At 67.3% G+C, this 24,083-nt stretch carries 23 protein-coding genes; 11 read left to right on the top strand and 12 right to left on the bottom strand.

Annotated features, from left to right (window positions below; translation table 11 throughout):
* Nucleotides 1-116: 116 nt before the first annotated feature.
* Nucleotides 117-2,222 (top strand): TonB-dependent siderophore receptor, encoded by a 2,106-nt coding sequence (locus KB879_RS28320; protein ID WP_211980296.1) that lies wholly within the window; start codon nt 117-119, stop codon nt 2,220-2,222.
* Between the two features lie 134 nt (nt 2,223-2,356).
* On the opposite strand, the gene KB879_RS28315 is transcribed toward KB879_RS28320, so the two are convergent.
* Nucleotides 2,357-2,821 carry a DUF2147 domain-containing protein gene (locus KB879_RS28315; RefSeq protein WP_013958005.1) on the bottom strand — a complete coding sequence of 155 codons (465 nt, stop codon included), beginning with the start codon at nt 2,819-2,821 and terminating at the stop codon, nt 2,357-2,359.
* Between KB879_RS28315 and KB879_RS28310 the strand changes: the two genes are divergently transcribed.
* The gene (locus KB879_RS28310; protein ID WP_148271588.1) at nt 2,810-3,073 is read left to right on the top strand and encodes a hypothetical protein; all 264 of its coding nucleotides are present in this window, start codon (nt 2,810-2,812) and stop codon (nt 3,071-3,073) included. The genes KB879_RS28315 and KB879_RS28310 overlap by 12 nt on opposite strands.
* A 1,275-nt stretch (nt 3,074-4,348) precedes the next feature.
* Nucleotides 4,349-4,918, top strand: coding sequence for a histone H1-like DNA-binding protein (locus tag KB879_RS28305; RefSeq protein ID WP_153954198.1), 570 nt, complete (start codon nt 4,349-4,351; stop codon nt 4,916-4,918).
* A gap of 285 nt (nt 4,919-5,203) precedes the next feature.
* On the opposite strand, the gene KB879_RS28300 is transcribed toward KB879_RS28305, so the two are convergent.
* The 10 genes from KB879_RS28300 to KB879_RS28255 all read right to left on the bottom strand — a co-directional run bounded on the left by KB879_RS28300 (nt 5,204) and on the right by KB879_RS28255 (nt 14,018).
* The gene (locus tag KB879_RS28300; protein WP_013958002.1) at nt 5,204-5,671 is read right to left on the bottom strand and encodes a membrane protein; all 468 of its coding nucleotides are present in this window, start codon (nt 5,669-5,671) and stop codon (nt 5,204-5,206) included.
* Between the two features lie 37 nt (nt 5,672-5,708).
* Complete coding sequence (locus KB879_RS28295) at nt 5,709-6,656, bottom strand: carbohydrate kinase family protein (RefSeq protein ID WP_211980295.1); 948 nt, start codon at nt 6,654-6,656, stop codon at nt 5,709-5,711.
* A gap of 145 nt (nt 6,657-6,801) precedes the next feature.
* Entirely contained in the window at nt 6,802-7,302 is a 501-nt protein-coding gene (gene tpx / locus KB879_RS28290) for a thiol peroxidase (protein WP_013958000.1), read from the bottom strand.
* A 99-nt stretch (nt 7,303-7,401) separates the two neighbouring features.
* Entirely contained in the window at nt 7,402-8,868 is a 1,467-nt protein-coding gene (locus tag KB879_RS28285) for a DUF3426 domain-containing protein (RefSeq protein WP_211980294.1), read from the bottom strand.
* Nucleotides 8,869-8,877: 9 nt separating this feature from the next.
* Nucleotides 8,878-9,780: a 50S ribosomal protein L11 methyltransferase gene (prmA, locus tag KB879_RS28280; protein WP_013957998.1), complete on the bottom strand. Its 903-nt coding sequence runs from the start codon at nt 9,778-9,780 to the stop codon at nt 8,878-8,880.
* Between the two features lie 43 nt (nt 9,781-9,823).
* Complete coding sequence (gene accC / locus KB879_RS28275; protein ID WP_018312111.1) at nt 9,824-11,176, bottom strand: acetyl-CoA carboxylase biotin carboxylase subunit; 1,353 nt, start codon at nt 11,174-11,176, stop codon at nt 9,824-9,826.
* 246 nt (nt 11,177-11,422) lie between these two features.
* On the bottom strand, nt 11,423-11,884 hold the full coding sequence (gene accB, locus KB879_RS28270; protein WP_114130930.1) for an acetyl-CoA carboxylase biotin carboxyl carrier protein: 462 nt from the start codon (nt 11,882-11,884) through the stop codon (nt 11,423-11,425).
* Between the two features lie 165 nt (nt 11,885-12,049).
* Nucleotides 12,050-12,547 (bottom strand): type II 3-dehydroquinate dehydratase, encoded by a 498-nt coding sequence (gene aroQ, locus KB879_RS28265; RefSeq protein ID WP_211980293.1) that lies wholly within the window; start codon nt 12,545-12,547, stop codon nt 12,050-12,052.
* Between the two features lie 196 nt (nt 12,548-12,743).
* A complete protein-coding gene (locus KB879_RS28260) occupies nt 12,744-13,292 on the bottom strand; it encodes a TlpA disulfide reductase family protein (RefSeq protein ID WP_013957994.1) in 549 nt (182 codons plus the stop codon).
* 36 nt (nt 13,293-13,328) lie between these two features.
* Complete coding sequence (locus KB879_RS28255; protein ID WP_013957992.1) at nt 13,329-14,018, bottom strand: hypothetical protein; 690 nt, start codon at nt 14,016-14,018, stop codon at nt 13,329-13,331.
* Nucleotides 14,019-14,220: 202 nt separating this feature from the next.
* On the opposite strand from KB879_RS28255, the gene mpl reads away from it, so the two are divergent.
* The 8 genes from mpl (at nt 14,221) to mtgA (ending at nt 22,708) form a co-directional block, all read left to right on the top strand.
* Nucleotides 14,221-15,606 (top strand): UDP-N-acetylmuramate:L-alanyl-gamma-D-glutamyl-meso-diaminopimelate ligase, encoded by a 1,386-nt coding sequence (gene mpl / locus KB879_RS28250; RefSeq protein WP_211980292.1) that lies wholly within the window; start codon nt 14,221-14,223, stop codon nt 15,604-15,606.
* Between the two features lie 18 nt (nt 15,607-15,624).
* Nucleotides 15,625-16,239, top strand: a complete 615-nt coding sequence (locus KB879_RS28245; protein WP_013957991.1) for a YqiA/YcfP family alpha/beta fold hydrolase — start codon at nt 15,625-15,627, stop codon at nt 16,237-16,239.
* Nucleotides 16,236-16,898, top strand: a complete 663-nt coding sequence (locus KB879_RS28240; RefSeq protein ID WP_013957990.1) for a chorismate lyase — start codon at nt 16,236-16,238, stop codon at nt 16,896-16,898. The genes KB879_RS28245 and KB879_RS28240 overlap by 4 nt, the downstream gene beginning before the upstream one ends.
* Nucleotides 16,895-17,635 (top strand): 3-oxoacyl-ACP reductase FabG, encoded by a 741-nt coding sequence (fabG, locus tag KB879_RS28235; RefSeq protein WP_013957989.1) that lies wholly within the window; start codon nt 16,895-16,897, stop codon nt 17,633-17,635. Before KB879_RS28240 ends, fabG begins: the two co-directional genes overlap by 4 nt.
* A gap of 266 nt (nt 17,636-17,901) precedes the next feature.
* Complete coding sequence (locus KB879_RS28230) at nt 17,902-20,004, top strand: ribonuclease catalytic domain-containing protein (RefSeq protein WP_013957988.1); 2,103 nt, start codon at nt 17,902-17,904, stop codon at nt 20,002-20,004.
* A 108-nt stretch (nt 20,005-20,112) separates the two neighbouring features.
* Nucleotides 20,113-21,045, top strand: coding sequence for an energy transducer TonB (locus tag KB879_RS28225; protein WP_013957987.1), 933 nt, complete (start codon nt 20,113-20,115; stop codon nt 21,043-21,045).
* On the top strand, nt 21,045-21,932 hold the full coding sequence (gene aroE / locus KB879_RS28220; RefSeq protein WP_013957986.1) for a shikimate dehydrogenase: 888 nt from the start codon (nt 21,045-21,047) through the stop codon (nt 21,930-21,932). The genes KB879_RS28225 and aroE overlap by 1 nt, the downstream gene beginning before the upstream one ends.
* Before the next feature lie 74 nt (nt 21,933-22,006).
* Nucleotides 22,007-22,708, top strand: a complete 702-nt coding sequence (gene mtgA / locus KB879_RS28215; RefSeq protein WP_041228464.1) for a monofunctional biosynthetic peptidoglycan transglycosylase — start codon at nt 22,007-22,009, stop codon at nt 22,706-22,708.
* Between the two features lie 61 nt (nt 22,709-22,769).
* Here the strand turns inward: mtgA and corA are convergent, their stop codons facing one another.
* Entirely contained in the window at nt 22,770-23,735 is a 966-nt protein-coding gene (corA, locus tag KB879_RS28210) for a magnesium/cobalt transporter CorA (RefSeq protein ID WP_013957984.1), read from the bottom strand.
* Nucleotides 23,736-24,083: the final 348 nt, after the last annotated feature.

The following is a 24,083-nucleotide window of genomic DNA, read 5'->3' as shown; positions in this document are numbered from 1 at the left end:
CAATGCAACATATATTGACCACGAATAGGAATAATTCGCAATCTCGTTGACCCTGACAATCCTGTAATCGATAATGCGCCCGCGTTTTCAAAACTATTACAGCCGATTACACGGAAATGAGAATAAAACTTCACCCGATCTGTGCCGCGGTGGCGGGGAGCTTCGTATTTCAACCGATGCTGGGGTGGGCCCAGGCCGCGCCAGACGCTTCGGCGCAGTTGCCTGAGGTCACGGTCAGGGCCGATGTCAGCCGCGAGCTTGGCACCGGCTATAACCCGCCCAATGCGGTCAGCGCGACCAAGACCGAGGCGCCGCTGCGCGACATCCCACAGACCGTCAATGTGGTCACCGGTGATGTCATGCGCGACCAGCACGCCACTTCGATGCAGGATGCGCTGAAGAACGTGCCGGGCGTGTCGTTCTCCACCGGCGATGGCCAGCGCGACCAGGTGTCGATCCGCGGCTTTTCCGCCATCGCCGACCAGTTCGTCGACGGCATCCGCGACGATGCGCTGTACTTCCGCGACCTGTCCAACGTCGACCGCGTCGAAGTCATCAAGGGGCCGGCAGCGGTGCTGTACGGCCGCGGTTCGTCGGGTGGCCTGATCAACCGCGTGACCAAGAAGCCCGGCATCGACGTCACCGACTTCGCGCTTAGCTACGGCATGTGGGCCGACCGCCGCGCCGAGGCCGACGTGGGCCGCGTGTTCGCCGACGGCGCCGCCGCTTTCCGCGTGACCGGTGCGGTGGAGAAGGCCAACAGCTACCGCTCGCAGCAGTTCCTGGACCGTGCCGCCGTGGCGCCGTCCCTGGAACTGCGCATCGCGCCAGAGACCACCGTGCTGCTGCAGGCCGACTACCTCGAAGACCGCCGCGTGACGGACTTCGGCATCCCGGCCTACAAGGGGCGCCCGGTAGACGTGCCGGCCTCGCGCTACTACGGCGCGGCCAATGCGCGCGACGCCGACTATAGCCAGTCGCGTGTGTACTCGGGCACTGCCACGATCAACCATCGCTTCAACGACGACTGGTCGATCCGTAACGCCACGCGGTACTACCACTACTCGCTGGATCGCAATAACACGCTGACCAGCGCGGTCAACGAGGTGACACAGCGGCTGACGATGTCGCACTCCAACGTCTACCGCGAGGAGCACGGCTGGTTCAACCAGACGGACCTGACGCAGAAGGCGACGATCTTCGGTACCAGGCACGAAATCCTGTACGGGATGGAGATCGGCCAGCAGAACAAGGATCTCGTCAATTTCTCCAAGGCCGTGCCAGGCACCTTCGATCTGTTCAACCCGGTACTGCCGACGCTGCCGCGCCTGGTCGGTGGCACGCCTGCCACGAGCAACCTGGCTACCGCCAAGACCCTGGCGTTCTACACGCAGGACATGATCACCTTTACCGAGCAGTGGAAGGCGCTGTTCGGCGTGCGTTACGACAACTTCCAGCAGGACACCAACCAGCGCCTGGCTGGCCAGAAGAACCTGTCGCGCACCGACAATGCCTGGAGCCCGCGTGCGGGCCTGGTCTGGCAGCCGTCGAAGGTGCAGTCGTATTACGTGTCGTGGAGCCGGTCGTTCCAGCCCTCGGGTGAGACCTTCGCGCTGGCCGCCAACAACGCCGAACTGGCACCAGAGACGACCAACAATGCCGAAGTCGGCGCCAAGTACGACTGGCTCGACGGCAAGGCGAGCACGACGATTTCCGTGTTCCGGCTGGAACGGAACAATATGAAGATAGCCAATGCCACCGGCACGGCGCTGATTCCGGTTGGCGAGCAGCGCACGGACGGCATCGAGCTGAGCGGCGCCGCGGAGCTCGGCAGCGGCTGGCGCGTGCTGGCCGGCTATGCCTACCTGGATGCAGTGGTGACCAAGTCGACCCCCTTGTTCCAGGGCAAGCGTGCCACGCTGACGCCTCGCCACTCCGGCAACGTCTGGCTGACCAAGACGCTGGGCAACGGCTTTGGCATCGGCGGCGGCCTGAACCTGGTCGGCGCCCGCATGGCCGATCAGGCCAATACCGTCACGCTCCCGGGCTATGTCACGGCGGACATGATGGCCTGGTACCGCCATGGTCCGTTCGAGGCGCAGTTGAACCTGTACAACCTGTTCAACAAGAACTACATCGTCTCGGCGCATGGTTCGAATGCCAACCTGAACATGCCGGGTGCCCCGCGCAGCGTGATGGCCACCCTGCGCTACCGGATGTAAAGCGCAGCATCGTGGACAAAAAAACCGGGCGGTGATGAACCGCCCGGTTTTTTTTCGACTGCCATTTCTCCTTCGGCTGGGCACGCAGCGGCATGCCCCGGAGAAACCCTGAGTCCTGTGCCGCGCCGGCAGGGTCAGTGGTCGCGTTCCCAGGTCTGGGTGCGGCCGATCAGGCTGATGCCGATGAAGCCGCGCACGTTGAGCTTGTTGCCGTCCTCGGCCAGCGACATCTTGCTCTTGTAGACCTTGCCGTTCTCCGGATCCAGGATCTCGCCGCCGCTCCACTCGTTGTCGCCGGTCTTGCGCAGGCCGGAGAGGATGGTCATGCCGATGACGGGCTGGTCCTTGCGTGCGTCGGTGCACTTGTCGCACACGCGCGGCTTGCCGTCGCTCTCGACGAAGGTCTTGACCAGGCGTCCGCTGAAGACGCCGCTCTTCTCGGTGATCTCCACCAGCCCGCGCGGCTTGCCGGTGTTGTCGTCGATGGTCTTCCACGTGCCGCTGGGCGTGGCCTGCGCCATCGCCGCGGCGCTGCCGAGCAGGGTGGCGGCAAGCACGGCGGCGCGCAGGGTCGAAGCAAGGGGGGAATGGATGCGCATGATGTCTCCTTTGAGGTTCGTAGCCACGCCAATCTACTGGCGCCGGGGCCGCGCCGCAATCCGGCGCGGCGCGGCGCGCGCCTTTCCGCCGCCATCGCCCGCTACCCGCAAAGCCGCATGCAGCTGCCGTTTGCGGGTTATTGTGATGCAGCAAAAGACACCGGCGGGCGGGCGCTGAAGCAATCCTCTAAGCGGACGTACGACGCGCTGCCGGCAGGGCGAGGCGAGTGGTGCGGCGAGCGGCGAGGGTGAGAGCGCGAACACGCGAGGCACGGCGCGCGCGATCCGGATCGCACGGCAAGCGCGCGGATCGAACACGCATGCCGATGGCTTGATCGAAGCGTCTGCCGAAGTGTTGCCGCGATGCTTCGCGAGCGTCGCGGCTTGGCTCGATCGCAACGCTTTGATGCCCTCGCGATGTCTTCGCGCTGTTGCGTCGATGCAAACCGTTGCGTGCACGCATCACTCTCGGACGGTGTGTGCGACGCTGTCGCGCGAAGCGCGAGGCGAGCATGAGCGAGGCTCGCTCGCATGGCGGCGCGTGCGTGCGCTGCCGAGTGTGTAAAGCATGCAGGGCGTGTGCCGCACAGCGCGGCGCGCGCGTGTTCTGGAACGTGTCCGCACCAGTCGACGGCTGCCGCACGCGTATCGGTGCATCGCCCGCAAAGCCTTTGTCCATGCGGCTTTTCGGAAAACGTGATGACACGCGCAGCGTCGTTGCGCAGTCGTCAGGCGCGCGTTGCGATGCTGGTCGTCAGCGTTTGTCGCGGTGTGTAAAAGCTGCGATGCGCGGTGCGTGCGATGGGGTGTCGCGCTGCCTGTGCGAGCGTGCGAAACGAGCATCGGCACCAGCGTGCGAGCGACGCGTTGCGATGCTATCGGCAACGTCTTCGTGACACCGCGCGTGAGAACTAGTTCGAGCGAAACATGCAGGCAAGTTTTTTTGCACTTTTTTCTTAACATCATCGTGCAAACGAATTATGATTCGCCTTGACAAGAGTCTCACTTCATTGCAGAGAAGCAGGAAGCAAGATGGAACGACGAGCGCGATGCGCGCTTCGATGCAGTGACGAAGGTAGTAGCTGAGGAGCACGAGAACTTTGACGCAGACCAGGCCGGACCGGCTTCTTAAAACGCGTGCAGTCTCCCTTGGTCCATTAACGGGTTGGACCCGCTACCACCGAATGAATGCCGCCTGCCGTGCGCGAGGCCAAGCCCGCACCGCAGGCCAGCTGTCCGATATCTCCTCATTTCTGGCCGTGCGCCGGCTCAACGGGCGGTGCGGGCTGATCGAATATTCCAGGGCGCGGCACGTGCCCGAGACCCGCTTGCGGGCTCGCTCCGGCCGCCAAGTCACCGCCACGGGCGGTGCGCCTGCAACCAAATTCATTAGCGTGCAGCAGTGGTCGGGCCGCACGCCGATGAATCGCTCGCTCGACTGGGGCCGCGCTGCTGTAGTGCGCCTCGGGTCGGTCGGGTCGCCAACTTAGGTCATTCGATATTCACTCTCTAGTGAAGGAGTTATCCATGGCAACTGCTGCAAAGAAAAAGCCGGCGGCTAAGAAGGCCGCCAAGCCGGCCGCCAAGAAGGCTGCTGTGAAGAAGGTAGCCGCCAAGAAGGCAGCACCGGCCGCCAAGAAGGCACCGGCCAAGAAGGCCGCTGTGAAGAAGGTCGCAGCCAAGAAGGCTGCACCGGCCAAGAAGGCAGCCGCCAAGAAGGCCCCGGCCAAGAAGGCCGCGGTGAAGAAGGTAGCCGCCAAGAAGGTCGCGACCAAGAAGGTTGCAGCCAAGAAGGCTCCGGCCAAGAAGGCTGCAGTGAAGAAGGTTGCCGCCAAGAAGGTCGTGGCCAAGAAGGCTGTCGCCAAGAAGGCTGTCGCCAAGAAGGCTCCGGCCAAGAAGGCTGCAGTGAAGAAGGTTGCTGCCAAGAAGGCTGCCGCCAAGAAGCCGGCTGCCAAGAAGGCTGCTGCCAAGAAGCCGGCTGCCAAGAAGGCTGCCGCCAAGCCTGCCGCGGCCCCTGCCGTTGCTCCCGCTTCGGCTGCCAAGACCGCGCTGAACCCGGCTGCTGCCTGGCCGTTCCCGACGGGCAACCGTCCGTAAGCTGCTCCGCCACGGAGTGGACCTTACGCGTTCCGCAAGGAACCGCACCGGCACGCAGCGCGTGCCCGCATGACCGGATACTGCGTATCCGGTCCGCAAGACACCAGGTCTTGCCGACCCGCCGATGGCATCCGCCCGGCGGGTTTTTTCATGGGCGCGCGCCGCGTGCGGGAGCGGTCCGCCACTGTTACGGAATTGCAAAGCCGAAAAGAAAATGCGCCGCGACCCTTGCGGGTGCGGCGCGCTTTGCTGCGCCCCGGGGCGGCCCTGCGGGGCCGCGAGGGCTCAGTGCGTGACCCGGGTCACGCCGCCCGAGGACAGCAGCCGTACGCGCTCGCCGGGGCGGAAGGCTTCGTCGGCCTCCTGCGTGATCGCACGCATCTCGCCGTTCTCCAGGCGCACGGTGATTTCCAGCCCGCGGCGCTGGTTGATCTTGTTCTCGGCCGCGCTGCCGGCAATGCCACCGAGCACCGCGCCGAGGATCCCGGCCGCCACCGCGCCGTTGCCGCCGCCGATGGTGCTGCCGGCGGCAATGCCGCCGATGGCACCGCCCGCCAGCGTGCCGGCGCCGCTCTGGTTACCCTGGATGGTGACCTCGCGGATGCCTTCGACCACGCCGTAGCGCACGGTCTGTTCGCGCTGCGCCTGGCCCGTGCCATAGACGCTGTTGGAGTTGGATTGCGTAGCGCAGCCGGCAACCAGGGCGGTGACGGCAAGGACGGCAACGGCACCGCCACGTAGCTTGTTGTTCATGTCGTTTCCCGAAAAAAAGCCACGCGCTGGCCGCAGGTCAGGCGTAGCGGTACCCGAATGCAGACTGGAACCGGTTGCCGATTTCCTCGCGCGACAACCAGTGGTTCTGCGGACCCTGTTGCGCGATCTTGACCGAACCCATCAGCGATGCCAGGCGGCCAGTCGTTTCCCAGTCTAATCCGTTTTCAATGCCGTAAAGCAGGCCGCCACGGAACGCGTCGCCACACCCGGTCGGGTCCACGATGCGCTCGGCAGCAACGGCCGGGATCGCGTACTGGTGACCATCGGCAAAGATGCTGGCGCCGCGCTCGCCGTGCGTGACGATGAAGGCACGAACCTTGGCGGCAACCTCGGCGCTGGTCCAGGCGGTTCGGGACAGCAGGACCTGCGCCTCGTAGTCATTGACTGTCACGTAACTGGCGAGTTCAACGAACTCGCGCAGGTCTTCCCCGTTGAACAGGGGCATGGCCTGACCCAGGTCAAAGATGAATGGCACGCCGGCCTCGGCGAACTGGCGCGCGTGGTGCAGCATGCCCTCGCGGCTGTCGGGCGCGACGATGCCCAGGCCCGGCGCGCTGGCGCCGCCCAGCGCATCCTTGACGTTGTTCAGCTGCGACTGGCTCATCGCGCCAGGGTGGAAGGCGGTGATCTGGTTGTTGTCCAGGTCGGTGGTGATCATCGCCTGCGCGGTGAAGGTCTCAGGCAGGACGCGGATGTGGCCGGTGGCGATCTCCAGCTTGCGCAGGTAGTCCAGGTAGGGTTCGGCATCGGTGCCGACGGTGGCCATCACCACGGGATCGCCGCCCAGCATCTTCAGCGTGTAGGCGATGTTGCCGGCGCAGCCGCCGAACTCGCGGCGCATGCCGGGCACCAGGAACGAGACGTTCAGCATGTGGATCTGGTCCGGCAGGATGTGTTCACGGAAGCGTCCGTCGAACGTCATGATGGTGTCGTAGGCGACGGAGCCGCAGATCAGGCTGGCCATGCTCTCTCCAGGTGTTTGGGATGATTGAGTGGAACGGAGCCCTTGCGGGCGATATCGGTCAGGCAGAAAACAAAAAAGCGGCCGCCCCGGGATGCGGGCGGCCGCTGCCGTCCGGGAACCCGAGGGTTCCCGGGCGTGCCGCTGATTACTTCAGAGCGGCCAGGGCGGCGTCGTAATCCGGCTCGGTCTTGATTTCCGGCACCAGCTGGCTGTACTTGACGGTGTCGTTCTCGTCGAGCACCACCACGGCACGGGCGGTCACGCCGGCCAGCGGGCCGGTCTTGATGTCCACGCCGTAGTTGCCCTTGAACTCGGCGCCGCGCATGGTCGACAGCGGCACTACGTTGGCCAGGCCTTCAGCGGTGCAGAAGCGGCCCATGGCGAACGGCAGGTCGGCCGAGATCGTCAGCACCACGGTGTTGGCGAGGCCGCTGGCGGCTTCATTGAACTTGCGCGCGGAGGCCTGGCACACCGGGGTATCCAGGCTCGGGACGATGTTCAGCACCTTGCGCTTGCCGGCGAAGTCGGCCAGCGTGACGTCCTTCAGGTCCTTGCCGACCAGCGAGAAGGCGGGGGCCTTGTCGCCGGCTTGCGGGAACTTGCCTGCGACTTCGATGGCGTTGCCGCCGAGGGTGACGTTGCTCATGTCTACTCCTTGTTGTCTGATGGATTTCCGGTTCGTGTCCGGAGCGGGGGGCGCGGCCTGCCGCCGGACTCGGATTGGGTCCGGCGGCGGGCCGGGAATTCAGGGGTAAAAAATCAGCACGCGATAGTTGGCTGGCGCCTGCTGCGTTCGGAATCGTACCCGAACCGGCAGCTCCGTGCCCGCGCGAAGACCCTGCGCGGCAAAGGCCTTCTGCGACGGCTCCAGGTACTCCGCGGGTTGCAGCACCCGGCGCAGCAGCAGCTGGTCCTGCAGGTCGGTCATCACCAGCTCGATCGCGGGCAGGGCGGTGCTGGCGCGGCCCAGGTTGCGCAGCGTGACCGCCAGCAGGTAGGTGTCGCCGTCTTCATCCTGGCGCTGCAGCTGCGAGGTCTCTATGCGCAGCGCATCGATGTCGCGCCACGGCGGCACGTCGCAGCCCAGCGGCGCGCAAGCGGCCTCGAGTGCCGGGCGCAGCATCGGGAACTGGCCGGCCAGCTGGCTGCGTGCCAGGTAGACCACTTGCACGGCCGCGGCGATGGCAAGCACCACGGCGGCCACGCGCCAGGCGGAGCGCGGCACGGCCACTGGCTTGCGGGGCTGGCGTTCGCGCTCGCGCTCACGCGCATGGCGCAGGAAGTCGGGGGCGAAGACCGGGCCGGTTGGTGCTTCGGTGCGCGCCCAGCGGCGCGTAGTCTGCTCGCGAGCGACGGCGCCGCCGGTGACGCTGAAGGGCTGGCCGGTGTCGAGGCCGGGGGCGTTGTCGTTGTCACCAACGGTGGGTGAGGCGGGTGGGGCGGCGGGGCGGGCCGATGCCTCATCCGGCCACGCGGTCGGCTCGGACCCGGCATCGGCTGACGCCGCGCGCAGGAACTCGCTTGCGCTGGGGATGTTGGCAGCGGGTGCCACTGGCGCGGGCTCGGCGTCGGCGGGTTGCGGCGCTGCCGGTGCCGCCGCAGCAGTCGGGGGTGCCGCCGGTGCGGCCGGGGTATCGAGCGCGCCGTGATCGAGTACCGGCCAGGCCGACGCAGGGGCCGGCTGTGGCGGCGTATCCTCGGCTTGCTCCGGTGCCGTGACGGGGGCGGGCCCTGCCGCATCCGGGCCGGCAGCCTGGCGTTCTGCGTCGCGTGCATCGCGATGGGCGACGGCTTCGTTGGCTTCGCGCAGCGCCTGATCGATCTCGGTGTCTTCCATGCCGGCGGGTGCCGGCATGGCCATGTCCTCCGGCGACGACATCAGCATCGTCGGCGCGTCCAGCGCCGGCACGTCATAGCCGGGGTCGATGGTCGGGGTGAAGGCAGGCTGCGGCGCAGGCGCGGCGTCAGCCGATGCGGGCGGCGCCGAGGGGGCGGCAGGCGCGGCCGGTGAAGTTGCCGCAGATGGCGCCGATGATGCCGAGGACGCAGCGTCGGTCGGCAGCGGAATCTCGATCAGGTGCTCGCGCGCGTCGAACACCGTTTCGCACTGGCCGCAGCGCACCAGGCCCTGGCGCAGGCGCAACTGGTCCGCGACCAGCCGGAAGGCGGTGCGGCAGGCCGGGCAGCGCGTGACTAGCTTGACGGCGGCCATCGGTGTGAATCAGGGGCGGGTGCCGCGGGTGCCATGCAGGCACACCCAGCCTTCCTCGCTGCGCCACACCGTCAGCGGCAGCCAGGGCGCGTAGGCCGCGGCGACTTCATCCGCCTGGCGCTCCAGCACGCCGGACAGCACCAGCCGTCCGCCGGCGCGCACGCGCGCGCTCAGCATGGCGGCCATCAGCTTGAGCGGATTGGACAGGATATTGGCGACCACCAGGTCGTAGCTGGCCTCGGATACCGATTCGGGAAGCGCGAACGAGGCTTCCACCCGGTTGCGCTCGGCGTTGTAGCGCGACGCTTCCACCGCGTTGGGATCGATGTCGATGCCGACGGTGTCGCCCGCGCCCAGCTTGCGCGCCACGATGGCCAGGATGCCGGAGCCGCAGCCGTAGTCGAGCACGGTCTCGCCCGGCTTCAGGTTCTGCTCCAGCCACTGCATGCACAGCCGCGTGGTGGGATGGCTGCCGGTGCCGAAGGCCAGGCCCGGGTCGAGTTCCAGCACCACGGCATCGGGCTCGGGTGCTTCGTGCCACGACGGCACCACCCAGATGCGCTCGCCGATGCGGATCGGCTCGAACTGGGATTGCGTCAGCCGCACCCAGTCCTGGTCCTCGACCGCGCGCAGCTGGTAGGCCGGCACCGGATCGATGCCAAGCTGGTTGGCGGCTGCCGCTACCACCACGGCCGGATCGGCATCGTCGCCGAACAGCGCCACCACGCGCGAGCGGTTCCACGCGAGTTGCTTCGGTTCTAGCCCGGGCTCGCCAAAGAGCGGCTGCTCGTCGGGCGTGTCGGCATCGGCATCTTCCACCGAGACCGACAGCGCGCCGAGGTCGAACAGGGCATCAGACCAGGCTTCGGCCTGGTCCTGCGCCACTTCGATCACACATTCCTGAAATGCCACGGGCTTCCTTGCTTGCTGCTTGTGTATTGCGGGTAACGTTGCGTCAGGCCTTCGCGCGCTCCGCCAGGCGATGCTCGAGGTAGTGGATGCTGGTGCCGCCTTCAACGAAGTTGGCATCCATCATCAGCTCGCGGTGCAGCGGCACGTTGGTCTGGATCCCGTCCACCACCATTTCCGACAGCGCGATGCGCATGCGGGCAATGGCCTGCTCGCGCGTGGCACCGTAAGTGATGATCTTGCCGATCATCGAATCGTAGTTGGGCGGGACGAAGTAACCATCATACGCGTGCGAGTCGACCCGCACACCCGGGCCGCCGGGCATGTGCCAGGCGGTGATGCGGCCCGGCGACGGCGTGAACTTGAACGGATCCTCGGCGTTCACGCGGCATTCGATCGCGTGGCCACGGAACTGCACATCCTTCTGGCGCAAGCGCAGCTTCTCGCCGAAGGCGATGCGGATCTGCTCCTGCACAATGTCGATGCCGGTGATCATCTCGGTGACCGGGTGCTCGACCTGCACGCGCGTGTTCATCTCGATGAAGTAGAACTCGTTGTTCTCGTACAGGAACTCGAACGTGCCGGCGCCGCGATAGCCCATCTTCTTGCAGGCCTCGGCGCAGCGGTCGCCGATGCGCTCGATCAGGCGGCGCGGAATGTGCGGTGCGGGCGCTTCCTCGATCACCTTCTGGTGGCGGCGCTGCATCGAGCAGTCGCGCTCGCCCAGCCAGATCGCCTGGCGGTGCTGGTCGGCGAGGATCTGGATTTCCACATGGCGCGGGTTCTCAAGGAACTTCTCCATGTAGACCTCGGGATTGCCGAAGGCGCGCCCGGCTTCTTCGCGCGTCATGTTGACGGCGTTGATCAGCGCGGCTTCCGTGTGCACCACGCGCATGCCGCGGCCACCGCCGCCGCCTGCGGCCTTGATGATCACCGGGTAGCCCACGCGGCGCGCAGTGGCCAGGATTTCCTTGGGGTCGTCGGGCAGGGCGCCGTCCGAGCCGGGCACGCACGGCACGCCGGCCTTGATCATGGATTGCTTGGCCGACACCTTGTCGCCCATCAGGCGGATGCTGTCGGCGGTCGGGCCGATAAAGACGAAGCCGGATTTCTCCACACGCTCGGCAAAATCGGCGTTCTCGGACAGGAAGCCGTAGCCGGGGTGGATGGCTTGCGCGTCGGTCACTTCGGCGGCCGAGATGATGGCCGGCATGTTCAGGTACGACAGCGGCGACGGGGCCGGGCCGATGCAGACGGCTTCGTCCGCCAGGCGTACGTACTTGGCCTCCTTGTCGGCCTCGGAGTACACCACGACCGTCTTGATGCCCAGTTCGCGGCAGGCGCGCTGGATGCGAAGAGCGATTTCGCCGCGGTTCGCGATCAGAATTTTTTCAAACATGGTCTCTCTCTGCGAGAACAGTAGCGGTCCCGCTGCGTGCCGCAACGGCACGCCGGGCGCGCGGCCCGGGGGCTGTCGCCGCCGCGGCCGCCATACTGCGCGGAACTGCATGGAACTGCACGGAACGGGCCGCGAAGCCCACAACGTCCCTGGCGCCAAACAACGCCACGGCATGCCGCGCGGGCACTGCTGCGGGGACCACTTGCGTGGCCGATGGCAGCGTGCGGCATGGCATGCCGGTCAGGATCAGCCGATGACGAACAGCGGCTGGCCGTATTCGACGGCCTGGCCGTTCTCGACCAGGATTTCCTTGATGACGCCGGCCTTGTCGCACTCGATTTCGTTGAGCAGCTTCATGGCTTCGATGATGCAGACGGTCTGGCCTTCCTTGACCGAGTCGCCGACGTTGACGAACGGCGCGGCGCCCGGCGACGGCGCACGGTAGAACGTGCCTACCATCGGCGAGGTCACCACATGGCCGGCAGGCAGCTGGGCGACGGGCTCTGCAGCCGGTGCCGCGGCACCAGCCGGTGCGGCGGCCGCGGCGGGCGGCAGCGCCTGCATCTGCGGCATGGCCATCGGCGCGGCGACGATTTGCGGCGGTTGCTTGACGATGCGTACCTTGCCGTCGCCTTCGGTGACTTCCAGCTCGGAGATGCCGGATTCGGCCACCAGGTCGATAAGCGTCTTCAGCTTGCGCAGGTCCATCTTTTTATCCTCCTGAATCGGGTTATCCGGCCGCTGCCCGGGACGGGCCGCGGCGGAAGAATCGTGTTGCCGGCCACCGGAAATCCGCGCCCGCCGTGCCGAGGCACGCCAACGGGCGCAGGCCGCCGGGCGGCGCGCGCAGGTTGTCGAAAAAATCTTGGGAGTTCAGCTCCCCGAACTCTCGGGTGGTGGCTGCTCCTGGTCCAGCACGTAGTCCAGCGCCAGCAGGTAACCCTGCCAGCCGAGCCCGCAGATCACTCCGACCGCCACGTCAGAGAAATAGGAGTGGTGGCGAAAGCTTTCGCGCCGGTGCACGTTGGACAGGTGCACCTCGACGAACGGGATCGCCACGCCGGCCAGGGCATCGCGCAGTGCCACGCTGGTGTGCGTGTAGGCAGCCGGGTTGATGATGATGAACTCGACCCCTTCCGCGCGTGCGGCGTGGATGCGGTCGACCAGTGCCCCCTCATGGTTGGACTGGAACGTATCCAGCGAAACGCCGGCTTTTGCCGCGCGTTCGGCGAGGGCCGCGTCGATATCGGCAAGCGTCGTGTGCCCGTAGGTTTCTGGCTCGCGCGTGCCCAGCAGGTTCAGGTTTGGCCCATGCAGGACCAGCACCTTGCGGTAGCGGGCTGAGCGACGGAGGGAGCGGGTTGCAGTCACGGCGGCTCGACCAGATCAACGAAATTGCGCGGAGATTACCGTAGCTTAGAGGGATTTGTCTAGCGCGCAATACAAGGCTTGGCGACCTTTGCGACGCTTCGGCGGCCCTTGAAGCACATTTTGGCCGTTTTGGTGCCCCGGCGAAACAAATCGCTGAAGAAAACCGAAATTCAGCGAACTTGGCGGAAGAATATGCTCAGGCGCGTGGCAGCACGGCCCGCAGTTCCTCAGCCGTCACCCGTCCCATCTTGCGATACTTCACCGATCCGTCCGGGTTGATCACCACCGTATAGGGCAGGCCGCCGGCGCTGTTGCCGAAGTTGCGCGACAGCTCGGTGCCGGCAAAACCGGCCACGGCGAGCGGGTAGGCCACCGGGACCTTCGTGGTGAACTGCTGGATATTGGCGGCGGAATCGATGCCGATGCCGACAAACTCGACCTGGCGGCTCTTGTATTCCTCATGCAGCGCGGTCAGCTCCGGCATTTCCTCGACACACGGCCCGCACCAGGGCGCCCAGAAGTTGATCACCACGGTCTTGCCGCGCAGCTTGCCCAGGTCCAGGTCAGCGCCGGCGGCGTCGGGCAGGCGTGTCTGGAAGAAGGTTTCCACCGCCTGGTCGCTGGCGGGCTTGGGCGAGAACACGAAATGGCCGGCCAGTGCGCCGGTGGCGCAGGCGACCACGGCCACGGCGATCCACAGCCAGAGGCGGGAGCGGCGGGCGGGCGAGGAAACGGTTTCAGTCATGGGGATGGCTCGGACCTGTGTAGTAGGGGGCGGGCGTCAGGCCGGGTCGGCATCGCCGGGCGCGTCCATCAGCGCCCGTACCGCCTGCACGTCGGCGCGGGCCGGGCGCCCCGAGGCGTCGGCACGCACGGCGCCGCGTTCGTCGACGGCATCATACAGTGCTATATGAATGCCGACTGGGGCACCCAGTTCCGCGCGCACCTCGCCGGCGAGAAGCCGGGCCTCGCGGCGGTCGGGCCACTGGCCCTTCCACAGGAAGCTGAGGGTCTCGACCTCGCCGCGGCCGCCGAAATGCCGGCTCTCGCTGGTCTCGAAGTCCACGCCGGCGTTGATCAGGTGCAGCGTCGCATCCTTGGCGCTGTCGCAGAAGCACTGCAGATAGATATCGGAGTGCTCGGTGGCGGTGCCGTTGAGCACGGCGCCGACCAGGTAAGGCCGGAACGGCGCCAGGTCTTCCATGGCCAGCACAGCCAGCCGGCGCAGCAGCGCCAGCACGCGGGGCTGGCTGTCGGCGTGGAACAGCGCCTGGTAGGCGCGTACCTCGGCTTCGACCTGCTCGTTGTCGGGCAGCCATTCGCCGGGCACGCGCTGCTCGCCCAGCACCTGGCGGGCGGCCTTGCGCTTGGCGGTGGCGTAGTCGGCACCGTCCTCGGCAATCATCCGGGCGGCAGCCTGGGCGATTTCCTCGCGCAGGCGGGTAGGGTCGGGGGTGGTGCGTCGGGTCATGCCCCATGATACCGGAGGCTCCCGCGCAACCGGCGCGCGCGCTGCCGCAGTGCAGCGAAGGCCGCTGGCGCTCGGGTACAATCGAAGGCTTCCTGCCCGGCCACCGCACCGCAAGACACGGCCTGAAACAGCCGCCGTGCCGCCGCGCCACGCCGGGTGCCGAATCCCCACGCCTGCGGGCTTCAAGTCTTTCCGGGAACCCATGCATATTCATATCCTTGGCATCTGCGGCACCTTCATGGGCGGCCTGGCGGTACTGGCAAAAGAGGCCGGCCACCGCGTCACCGGCTGCGATGCCAATGTCTACCCGCCGATGAGCACCCAGCTCGAGGCCCAGGGGATCGAGCTGATCGAAGGCTTCGACCCCGCCCAGCTGTCGCTGGAGCCGGACCTGTTCGTGATCGGTAACGTGGTCTCGCGCGGCAATCCGCTGATGGAGGCCATCCTCGACCGCAACCTGCCCTATGTGTCGGGTCCGCAATGGCTGGGCGAGCACGTGCTGGCGCGCAAGTGGGTGCTGGCGGTGGCCGGCACGCACGGCAAGACCACCACCACGTCGATGCTGGCCTGGATCTTGGAGGATGCCGGCTATAACCCCGGCTTCCTGGTGGGCGGGGTGCCGCAGAACTTCGGCATCTCGGCACGCGTGACCGAATCGGACTTCTTTGTGATCGAGGCCGACGAGTACGACACCGCCTTCTTCGACAAGCGCAGCAAGTTTGTCCACTACCGCCCGCGCACCGCAATCCTGAACAACCTGGAATACGATCACGCCGACATCTTCCCGGATCTGGCGGCGATCGAGACCCAGTTCCACCATCTGGTGCGCACCGTGCCCGGCCAGGGCCGGATCGTCGTCAACGGCGTGGAGGAAAGCCTGGCACGCGTGCTGGAGCGCGGCTGCTGGAGCGAGGTCGAGCAGTTTGGCGTAGGCGACTGGCGCGAGAGCGATGCTGCCACCACGGCGGCGCCCGGCAAGGACAGCTTCGACGTCTGGTTTGGCGATGCCGTCCAGGGCACCGTGGTATGGGACCTGCAGGGCACCCACAACCGCATGAATGCGCTGGCCGCGATCGCCGCCGCGCGTCATGTGGGCGTGCCGGCCGCGCAGGCGATCGAATCGCTGTCCCGCTTTGCCAACGTCAAGCGCCGCATGGAAGTGCGCGGCGTGGCCGGCGGCGTGACGGTCTATGACGACTTCGCCCACCATCCGACCGCGATCCAGACCACGCTGGAAGGGCTGCGCCGCCGCGTCGGCGATGCCCGCATCCTGGCGGTGCTGGAGCCGCGCTCCAACACCATGAAGCTGGGCGTGATGAAGGCGCAGTTGCCGGCCAGCCTGGAGCAGGCCGACCTGGTGTTCGGCTACGGCGCCCCGGCCGGCAGGGACGCGCTGGGCTGGGACCTGGCCGAATCGCTGGCGCCGCTGGGCGACAAGGCTGCCGCCTTCCAGGACTTGGGCGCGCTGGTGCAGGCCGTGCGTGCCGCGGCGCAGCCGGGCGACCACGTGCTGGTGATGAGCAACGGCGGCTTCGGCGGCGTGCACCAGAAGCTGCTGGACGCCCTGGCTCAGGGCGCCGCACGCTGACCGGCGGGAAGGACGACCATGCTGCTGTACCTGCACGGATTCCGCTCCTCGCCCCAGTCGTTCAAGGCCCGGCTGGTGCAGGAGCGCATGCGCGAGTGGGGCGTGGGCCGCTACTACGCCTGCCCCACGCTCAATGTCTCGCCCGAAATGGCCATTGCCCAGGCGCAGGCCGCGATCCGCGCCGCGCAGGCCGGCGGCGACCAGGAGATCGCCATCGTCGGCTCGTCGCTGGGCGGCTTCTATGCCCGCTGGCTGGGCGAGCGCCATGGCTGCAAGACCGTGCTGCTCAATCCGGCCATCCACCCCTGGACCGACCTGGAAACGTACCTGGGTGAACAGCCGCTGTGGCACGGCGGCGGCTCGGTCACGGTCGAGCGCCGCCACCTGCAGGAGCTGCTGGACCTGCGCGTGGACACCATCACCGATCCCGAACGCTATTACCTGATCGCCGCCACCGGCGACGAGGTACTGGACTACCGAGAGATGGTCGCGGCCTGCCCGGGCGCGAACATCCGCGTGATCGAGGGCAGCGACCACGGCATCAGCGAATTTGCCGACTACGTCGACGATGTGCTCGCCTTCTGCGGCTATGGCCCCGGCGGCAAGGTGCCGGCCGGCGCAGGCCCGGCATGAGCGCGCAGTCCGCGCGCCGCTGCGGCTGGAGCCCGCACCTGGCCTTCGATGCAGCCATCACGCCCAACCTGCGGCGCTGGGTGACCGGTGACGACGGCTCGCTGACGGCGCGCCTGGTGGCAGCGTCGGAGCGCTTTCGCGTGGCGCGCCTGCTGCAGCGCCCGCAGCGCCCGCTGGCCGATGAATGGCAGGTGCTGGGCCAGCACGACCGCACCCCCGCGCTGACGCGCGAGGTGTTGCTGATCTGCGACGATATTCCCGCCGTGTTTGCCCATACCGTGGTGCGCTGCCGCCATGCGCGCCGCGACTGGCCGTTCCTGCGCGGGCTGGGCGAGCGCCCGCTTGGCGGTCGGTTGTTTGTCGATCCGGCGGTGGCGCGCGAGCCGTTCCAGTTTGCGCGGCTGCTGCCGCACCATCCGCTGCGCCAGGCCTTGCAGCGCGTGCTGCCGGCCATGGCGCCACTGCCCATGCTGCCGGCGCGGCGCTCGGTGTTCCGGCGAGGCGGCGGCGTCATGCTCGTGACAGAAGTGTTCCTGCCGGACCTGCTGTCGCGGCCATCCCCGGGGACCGAGGCGATTCCGCATCCCAGGTATTTGCGGACCACAGACCGAAGCCCCTCCACACACACTACCGAAACCAAGAAAGAGATCACGAGATGAAACTGCAGGGTCGGGTTGCCATCATCACCGGTGCCGCCGCCGGCATCGGGTTTGCCACCGCGCAGCGCTTTGCCGCCGACGGCGCCATCGTTGTCCTGTGCGACGTGCAGGAAGGGCGCGTGCGCGAGGCCGCCGACAAGCTGGCCGCCACCGGCGCCACCGTGTCGGCCTACCGCGTCGACGTGACCCGGCGCGACGAAGTCGATGCCATGGTGGCCGCCGTGCTGGCCGCGCACGAACGCGTCGACATCCTCGTCAACAACGCCGGCATCACCAAGGATGCACGCCTGGCCAAGATGACCGAGGCCCAGTTCGATGCCGTCATCGACGTCAACCTGAAGGGCGTCTTCAACTGCGCGCAGGCCGTGGCCGGCCTGATGACCGAGCAGGGCAAGGGCGTGATCCTGAACGCTTCCAGCGTGGTCGGCCTGTACGGCAACTTCGGCCAGACCAACTACGCCGCCAGCAAGTTCGGCGTGATCGGCTTTACCAAGACCTGGGCGCGCGAGCTGGGCCCCAAGGGCGTGCGCGTAAACGCCGTGTGCCCGGGCTTCGTCAATACCGAGATCCTGCAGACCGTGCCGGAAAAGGTGCTGGACGGCATGAAATCGTCCTGCTGGCTGCGCCGCCTGGCCGAGCCGGCCGAGATCGCCAGCATCTACGCCTTCCTGGCCAGCGACGACGCCAGCTACGTCAACGGCGTGGCGATCGAGGCCAGCGGCGGCATGTCGCTCTGAGCCTGCGCGCCGCTGCGGGCCGGGTGCACGCACCTTGCCGGTGCGCCGGCCCCCGCAGCCGCCGGAGCGGGGTGCGGTATCATTCCAGGTCTCGGGCCGTACCGATACGGCGCGGCTCGCGGCCAGCGATTCGCACCCCGCGCGCCGCACTCGCTTCCGTTCGCACGAATTTGCGCCCGGTTGCACCATTTCTCCCACAGGACCCGCCCCGGCGCTGCCTCTTGGCGGCCAGGCGCGGTTCCGCGCATTTCTGAAAGTACCGATCGATGCAGTTGCTGTTCGAAGAAGGCGGCGAAATCCGCGCCGGCACCGTGCTGAACCAGCAGGGCGAGGCTTACCAGGTGGAGTTGCCAGCGGGCAAGCGCACCAAGGTCAAGTCGCGCGACGTGCTGCTGCAGTTCGCGCAGCCGTCGGCAATCGAGCTGGTGCGCCAGACCGGCGACATGACGGCCGAGATCGACCTGGACTTCCTGTGGGAATGCGCGCCAGAGGCAGAATTCGGCTTTGCCGAGCTGGCCGCCGAGTACTACGGCGCCGAGCCCGGCCCGGTGCAGCAGGCGGCGCTGGCGATGGCGCTGCATGGCAACCCGGTGTACTTCCGCCGCAAGGGGCGCGGCCGCTACCAGCGCGCGCCCGAAGACCAGCTCAAGGCGGCGCTGGCCGCGCTCGAGCGCAAGCGCCAGCAGGCGCTGGTGCAGGCCGAGTATGAAGACCAGCTCAAGGCGCTGACGCTGCCGGAGACGTTCCGCAACAAGGTGCTGCAGCTGCTGTTCAAGCCGGACAAGAACAGCCTGGAATTCAAGGCCATGGATGCGGCCTGCACGGCGCTGGGCATGACCCCGATGCGGCTGATGGTGGCCGCCGGCGGTGTCGCCAGCGCGCGCGCGCTGCATGAGGCCAAGTTCCTGGCGGAATGCTTCCCCAAGGGCACCGGCTTCCCGGATACCGACGTGCCCGAGCCGCCCGCCGATTTGCCGGTGGCTGACGTGGAGGCATTCTCCATCGACGACGTCACCACCACCGAGATCGACGATGCGCTGTCCGTGACCAGGCTGCCCGACGGCAAGCTGCGCATCGGCATCCATATCGCCGCGCCCGCGCTGGGCATCCGCCGCAGCGAACCGCTCGATGCGGTCGCGCGCCAGCGGCTGTCCACGGTCTATTTCCCGGGCGACAAGATCACCATGCTGCCCGACGCCGTGGTGGAGCGCTACACGCTGCAGGAAGGGCGCACGTGCCCGGCGCTGTCGCTGTACGTGACGGTGGACCCGACCGTGTGGCTGATCACCGGCAGCGAGACCCGCGCCGAGATGGTGCCGATCGCCGCCAACCTGCGCCACAACCTGCTCGACGATGTCATCACCGAGGCTGCGCTTGCCGCGGGCACCGGCGACTACCCGTTCCGCGACGCACTGACGCAGCTGTGGCACTTTGCCGGCTACCTGTACGACGAGCGCCAGAAGGCGCGCCTGGCCAGCGGCCTGCGCCCCGAGACCCACAACCGCGCCGACTTCAATTTCTACCTGGACGACCAGGCCGACGGCAGCCAGCGCGTGCGCATCGAACAGCGCAAGCGCGGCTCGCCGCTGGACAAGATCGTGGCCGAGCTGATGATCCTGGCCAACAGCACCTGGGGCAAGCTGCTGGCCGACAACGGCGTGCCGGGCATCTACCGCACGCAGAAGGCGTGGGGCATGCACCGCACCCGCATGCAGACCTACCCGGCGCCGCATGAGGGCCTGGGCGTGGCGCAGTACGCGTGGAGCACCTCGCCACTGCGCCGCTATGTCGACCTGGTCAACCAGTGGCAGATCCTGGCGGTGGCCCAGCACGGCGTGACCGCCAAGCTGGTGGCGCCGTTCAAGCCCAAGGACGCCGACCTGCTGGCCGCGGTGGCGGACTTCGAAGGCACTTACGCCGCCTATGCCGACCACCAGTCGACCATGGAGCGCTACTGGTGCCTGCGCTGGCTCAAGCAGGAAAAGCGCGAGCGCATGGTGGCCTCGGTGCTCAAGGAAGGCGCGGTGCGCTTTACCGAGATCCCGCTGGTCACGCGCGTGCCCGAGCTGGTCCAGGCGCAGCGCGGCACGCAGGTGCTGCTGGAGATCGGCGAGACCGACGAGATCACGCTGGAAGTGTCCTGCCGGGTGCTGGAAATCTTCGCCGGTGAAGGCGAAGTGCCCGAGGAAGAGCTGGAAAGCGACGAGGAAGCCGCAGAGTTGTCCGCCGAAGCCGCTGCCGAGGCGGCCGCCGAGGAAGCCGCTGAGCAGGCCGCCGGGGTCTCGGCCGAAACCCCGGCCGAACCTGGCGACGACGATGCCGGGGCGGCGTCGGGCGAGCGCGACACCGGCACCCCGGCGGCCGGCTGAAGCCTTCGGAAATCGGCGGCGCTCACTTACAATGCCTGTCTGATCCGGGGCTAGTGGCCCCGGTCTTGCCAGGCCGCCGCCGGCCCCTTCAGCCACCCTCCATCCATCGTGAACGCCACTCTCGCCGCTCCCCGCCACTGGTGGCATGCCAGGTGGCACAACAGCAGTACGCTGGCCAAGGCGCTGGCCATTTCCGTGGCCGTGCACGTGCTGCTGCTGATGGTGCGGGTGGCCGCGCCCGAGGTGTTCGAGATCAAGCGCAGCGATGCCGCGCTGGACGTGGTGCTGGTCAATGCCAAGTCGGCGCAGAAGCCGCGCAACCCGACCGCGCTGGCGCAAGCCAACCTGGACGGCGGCGGCGACCATGACCTGCAGCGCGCCACCACGCCGCTGCCCGCGCAGACCCAGACGCAGGAAGGCGACCTGGTGCGCCAGGTGCAGCGCCGCGTCGAGCAGCTGGAGCAGGAGCAGCAACGCCTGCTGACCCAGTCGCGCGAGGCCGCGCCGCCGGTGCGCAACCAGCCGCTCAAGCCCGGCGAGAAGCGCCAGGACACCCCGCAGCGCGGCCAGGACGAGCGCACCTCGACCGACGAGATGGCCAGGCTGGAGGCCGAGATCGGCCGCAACCTGGACCACTACGCCAAGCGGCCCAAGCGCTTCCAGCTGACCGCCACCAGCGCCCAGGCGGTCGACTACGCGCAGTACTACGACCGGCTGCGCCACAAGATCGAGGCGCGCGGCACCACTGATTTCCCGCAACGCAACGGCAAGCCGCTGTACGGCCAGCTGATCCTGGTGATCAACGTCAATCGGCTGGGCAAGCTCGGCTACAACCGCGACGGCTACAACGTCGATGCCATCGACGTGGTCAAGAGCTCGGGCGATCCCGCGCTGGACCGCCAGGCCGTGGCGATCGTGCGCGCGGCCGCGCCGTTCGGCCCCTTTACCGCCGAGATGGCGTCGCGCCAGGACATCCTTGAAGTCATTTCCACTTTCAAGTTTTCGCGCAGCGGGCTGGAAACCCGCTTGCAGGCACGCTGATGACATCAACTGATTCTTCCCAAGCCACTTCCGACCGCTATGTGGTGATCGGCAACCCGGTGGCGCACAGCCGCTCGCCGGCGATCCACGCCGCCTTTGCGCGCCAGACCGGCGAAGCGGTGCAATACGACCGCCTGGAGGCGCCGCTGGACGGGTTTGCCGACACCGTGCGTCAGTTCTTTGCCGATGGCGGCTACGGCTGCAACGTGACGGTGCCGTTCAAGCTGGAGGCCTATGACCTGGCCGACCGCCTGACCGAGCGCGCCGAGGCCGCTGGCGCGGTCAACACGCTGTGGATCGAAGAGGGCATGATCCATGGCGACAACACCGACGGCATCGGCCTGGTGCGCGATATCCAGGACAACCTCGACACGCTGATCGAAGGCAAGCGCGTGCTGCTGCTGGGCGCTGGCGGCGCCGCCATGGGCGCGATGCTGCCGCTGATCGAATGCCGGCCGTCGCGCATCGTGGTGGCCAACCGCACCGCGTCGCGCGCCAGCGACATGCTGGAAGAATTTGTCGAAGCCGCCGACCAGTACGGCGTGGAACTGTGGGGCGGCGGGCTCGACGCGCTCGACGGGCTGTCCGAGGACGAAGCCGTCGACGTGGTGATCAATGCCTCGTCCAGCAGCCTGCATGGCGAAGTGCCGCCGGTGCCCGAGTTCCTGCTGGGCGAAGGCGTGCTGGCCTACGACATGATGTACGGCGCCGAGCCTACCGTGTTCCTGCAGTTCGCCACCCGCTGCGGCGCGCGCGTGAGCGACGGCCTGGGCATGCTGGTCGAACAGGCCGCCGAGGCCTTCTATATCTGGCGTGGCGTGCGGCCCCGCACCGCGCCCGTGCTGGCCGAGCTGCGCGCCGCGCTGCAGGCCGAACGCAAGGGCTGACCGGGGCGCCGCCAGCCGTGGCCAACCGCAACCGCACGGCCAGCGCCGCGCCGGCCCGTGCCGTGTTCAACCCGGTGCGCTGGCTGGGCTACCTGCTCGGCTGCGTGGCCGCGGGCGTGGTGGCGATGCAGCTGTACTTCTTCGTGCAGATCGCCTCGTGGCAGTACATCAACCCGACCACCACCACCTTCATGCGCGCCGAGCGCTGGCGCCTGTGCGGCATCAACGTCTGGAACTGCGGCCTCGACCGGCAATGGGTGCCTTACGACCGCATCTCGCGCAACCTCAAGCGCGCGGTGATCGCCAGCGAGGATGCCGACTTCGTCAACCACCCCGGCTATGAGCTCGATGCCATGCTCGATGCGTGGGAGCGCAACAAGAAGCGCGGGCGCATCGTGCGCGGCGGTTCCACCATCACGCAGCAGCTGGCCAAGAACCTGTTCCTGTCGTCCGAGCAGCACTACCTGCGCAAGGGCCAGGAACTGGCCATCACGTGGATGCTCGAGTTCTGGCTGGACAAGCAGCGCATCTACGAGATCTACCTGAATTCGGTGGAGTGGGGCGAGGGCGTGTTCGGCGCGCAGGCCGCGGCGCAGCACTACTTCCGCACCGGCGCGGACAAGCTCAGCGTGGGCCAGTCCGCGCGCCTGGCCGCGGCGCTGCCTGCGCCCAAGTGCTTCGACAAGAAGGAGTACTGCGCCAACGTGCGCGTGAACTTCCGCGCCAAGGCGGGCATCATCGCGCGGCGGATGGGGGCAGCCACGCTGCCCGACTGAGGGTTTGCTCCCCTCTCCCGCGCGCGGGAGAGGGGAGCGAGGCAGCGGCAGATTCAGCGCCTCAGCTCAGCCAGCCCTTCCTGCGGAAATACACCAGCGGAATCGCCGCCGACACCGCCATCAGCGCAATCGCCCACGGATAGCCCGCGGCCCAGTCCAGCTCCGGCATGAACTTGAAGTTCATGCCATAGATGCTGGCGATCAGCGTGGGCGGCATCAGCGCCACCGACACCACCGAGAACAGTTTGATGATCTTGTTCTGGTTGATGTTGATGAAACCGACGGTCGCGTCCATCAGGAAGTTGATCTTGTCGAACAGGAACGCGGTGTGGTTCTCGATCGAGTCGATGTCGCGCAGGATCTGGCGGGCCTCGTCCTGCTGCTCGGCCGACAGCAACTGGCTGCGCATCAGGAAGGACACCGCGCGGCGCGTGTCCATCACGTTGCGGCGGATGCGCCCGTTCAAGTCTTCCTCGCGGGCGATGGTTTCCAGCACGTCGGCGGCGGCGGCATCGGTCACGTTCTCGGCCAATACGCGGCGGCTCGCTTCTTCAAGCCGCTCGTAGATTTCCTCGATCGAGTCGGCGGAATATTCGGCGTCGGTCGCGTACAGGTCCATCAGCACGTCCTTGGCATTGCGCACCGAGCCCGGGCGCATACGCGCGCGCAGCCGCACCAGCCGGAACACCGGCAGGTCTTCGTCGTGGATGGAGAATAGTACGTCGCGCGTGAGCACGAAAGCCACGCGCACGTTGCGCGATAAGGCCTCTTCCTCGTCCAGCAGGAAGTCGGTGCGGATATGGATATTCTCGTCCTCGCCCTCGAAATATCGCGCGGACGCTTCCAGGTCGCCCAGGTCCTCCAGTTCGGGAAGGGCGACGCCATAGGCTTCCTTGATCCAGTTCAGTTCCTCGTCGTCGGGATTGACGACATCGATCCAGATCGGCTTGTGCTGCAGCAGCTCATTGCGCTCGTCGACCTGCTCCTGGGCAAGCCGGCCTTTCTGCAGGACGAACAGGTTGATCATCCCCGGGATTCCTTATTGCTGATTGCGACGAAAAACAAAGACAAGCGCGAAGACAAGCGCAGGCGGCTCGCCGCATTCCCAGGTAGTCCGTCATGCCCTGCATGGCCTGGCGAGACGCCGGAAGGCGCCCTGCCAGGGCCGGGCCACGGGCAAGCGTGATCGCGCTGTACCGCGGCTGCCGGACGCAACGGACTCGGCGGGCAGTACAAGGCGATGGCGTTTGCCTGGGTTGGCTGGCTAGCCGGGAGAGGGAAAATCCGCACGCGGTGCGGCGCGCATGGATGGCGCCGCCGGTGGCACGGAAAGACACTCGCCCGCAGTTCTGCTGCGGGCGAGGCCGACGAGGCG

Source organism: Cupriavidus sp. KK10 (assembly GCF_018223725.1).
Lineage (GTDB): Bacteria > Pseudomonadota > Gammaproteobacteria > Burkholderiales > Burkholderiaceae > Cupriavidus > Cupriavidus necator.
The sequence above is the reverse complement of the archived record's forward strand: the minus strand, read 5'-3'. Positions and strand labels throughout refer to the sequence as shown.

What these genes read in the sequence shown, in the direction of transcription:
- KB879_RS28320 (WP_211980296.1), top strand. Translation starts at nt 117, where the DNA reads ATGAGAATAAAACTTCACCCGATCTGTGCCGCGGTGGCGGGGAGCTTC.
- KB879_RS28310 (WP_148271588.1), top strand. Translation starts at nt 2,810, where the DNA reads ATGGATGCGCATGATGTCTCCTTTGAGGTTCGTAGCCACGCCAATCTA.
- KB879_RS28315 (WP_013958005.1), bottom strand. Translation starts at nt 2,821, where the DNA reads ATGCGCATCCATTCCCCCCTTGCTTCGACCCTGCGCGCCGCCGTGCTT.
- KB879_RS28305 (WP_153954198.1), top strand. Translation starts at nt 4,349, where the DNA reads ATGGCAACTGCTGCAAAGAAAAAGCCGGCGGCTAAGAAGGCCGCCAAG.
- KB879_RS28300 (WP_013958002.1), bottom strand. Translation starts at nt 5,671, where the DNA reads ATGAACAACAAGCTACGTGGCGGTGCCGTTGCCGTCCTTGCCGTCACC.
- KB879_RS28295 (WP_211980295.1), bottom strand. Translation starts at nt 6,656, where the DNA reads ATGGCCAGCCTGATCTGCGGCTCCGTCGCCTACGACACCATCATGACG.
- tpx (WP_013958000.1), bottom strand. Translation starts at nt 7,302, where the DNA reads ATGAGCAACGTCACCCTCGGCGGCAACGCCATCGAAGTCGCAGGCAAG.
- KB879_RS28285 (WP_211980294.1), bottom strand. Translation starts at nt 8,868, where the DNA reads ATGGCCGCCGTCAAGCTAGTCACGCGCTGCCCGGCCTGCCGCACCGCC.
- accC (WP_018312111.1), bottom strand. Translation starts at nt 11,176, where the DNA reads ATGTTTGAAAAAATTCTGATCGCGAACCGCGGCGAAATCGCTCTTCGC.
- accB (WP_114130930.1), bottom strand. Translation starts at nt 11,884, where the DNA reads ATGGACCTGCGCAAGCTGAAGACGCTTATCGACCTGGTGGCCGAATCC.
- KB879_RS28260 (WP_013957994.1), bottom strand. Translation starts at nt 13,292, where the DNA reads ATGACTGAAACCGTTTCCTCGCCCGCCCGCCGCTCCCGCCTCTGGCTG.
- KB879_RS28255 (WP_013957992.1), bottom strand. Translation starts at nt 14,018, where the DNA reads ATGACCCGACGCACCACCCCCGACCCTACCCGCCTGCGCGAGGAAATC.
- mpl (WP_211980292.1), top strand. Translation starts at nt 14,221, where the DNA reads ATGCATATTCATATCCTTGGCATCTGCGGCACCTTCATGGGCGGCCTG.
- KB879_RS28245 (WP_013957991.1), top strand. Translation starts at nt 15,625, where the DNA reads ATGCTGCTGTACCTGCACGGATTCCGCTCCTCGCCCCAGTCGTTCAAG.
- KB879_RS28240 (WP_013957990.1), top strand. Translation starts at nt 16,236, where the DNA reads ATGAGCGCGCAGTCCGCGCGCCGCTGCGGCTGGAGCCCGCACCTGGCC.
- fabG (WP_013957989.1), top strand. Translation starts at nt 16,895, where the DNA reads ATGAAACTGCAGGGTCGGGTTGCCATCATCACCGGTGCCGCCGCCGGC.
- KB879_RS28230 (WP_013957988.1), top strand. Translation starts at nt 17,902, where the DNA reads ATGCAGTTGCTGTTCGAAGAAGGCGGCGAAATCCGCGCCGGCACCGTG.
- aroE (WP_013957986.1), top strand. Translation starts at nt 21,045, where the DNA reads ATGACATCAACTGATTCTTCCCAAGCCACTTCCGACCGCTATGTGGTG.
- corA (WP_013957984.1), bottom strand. Translation starts at nt 23,735, where the DNA reads ATGATCAACCTGTTCGTCCTGCAGAAAGGCCGGCTTGCCCAGGAGCAG.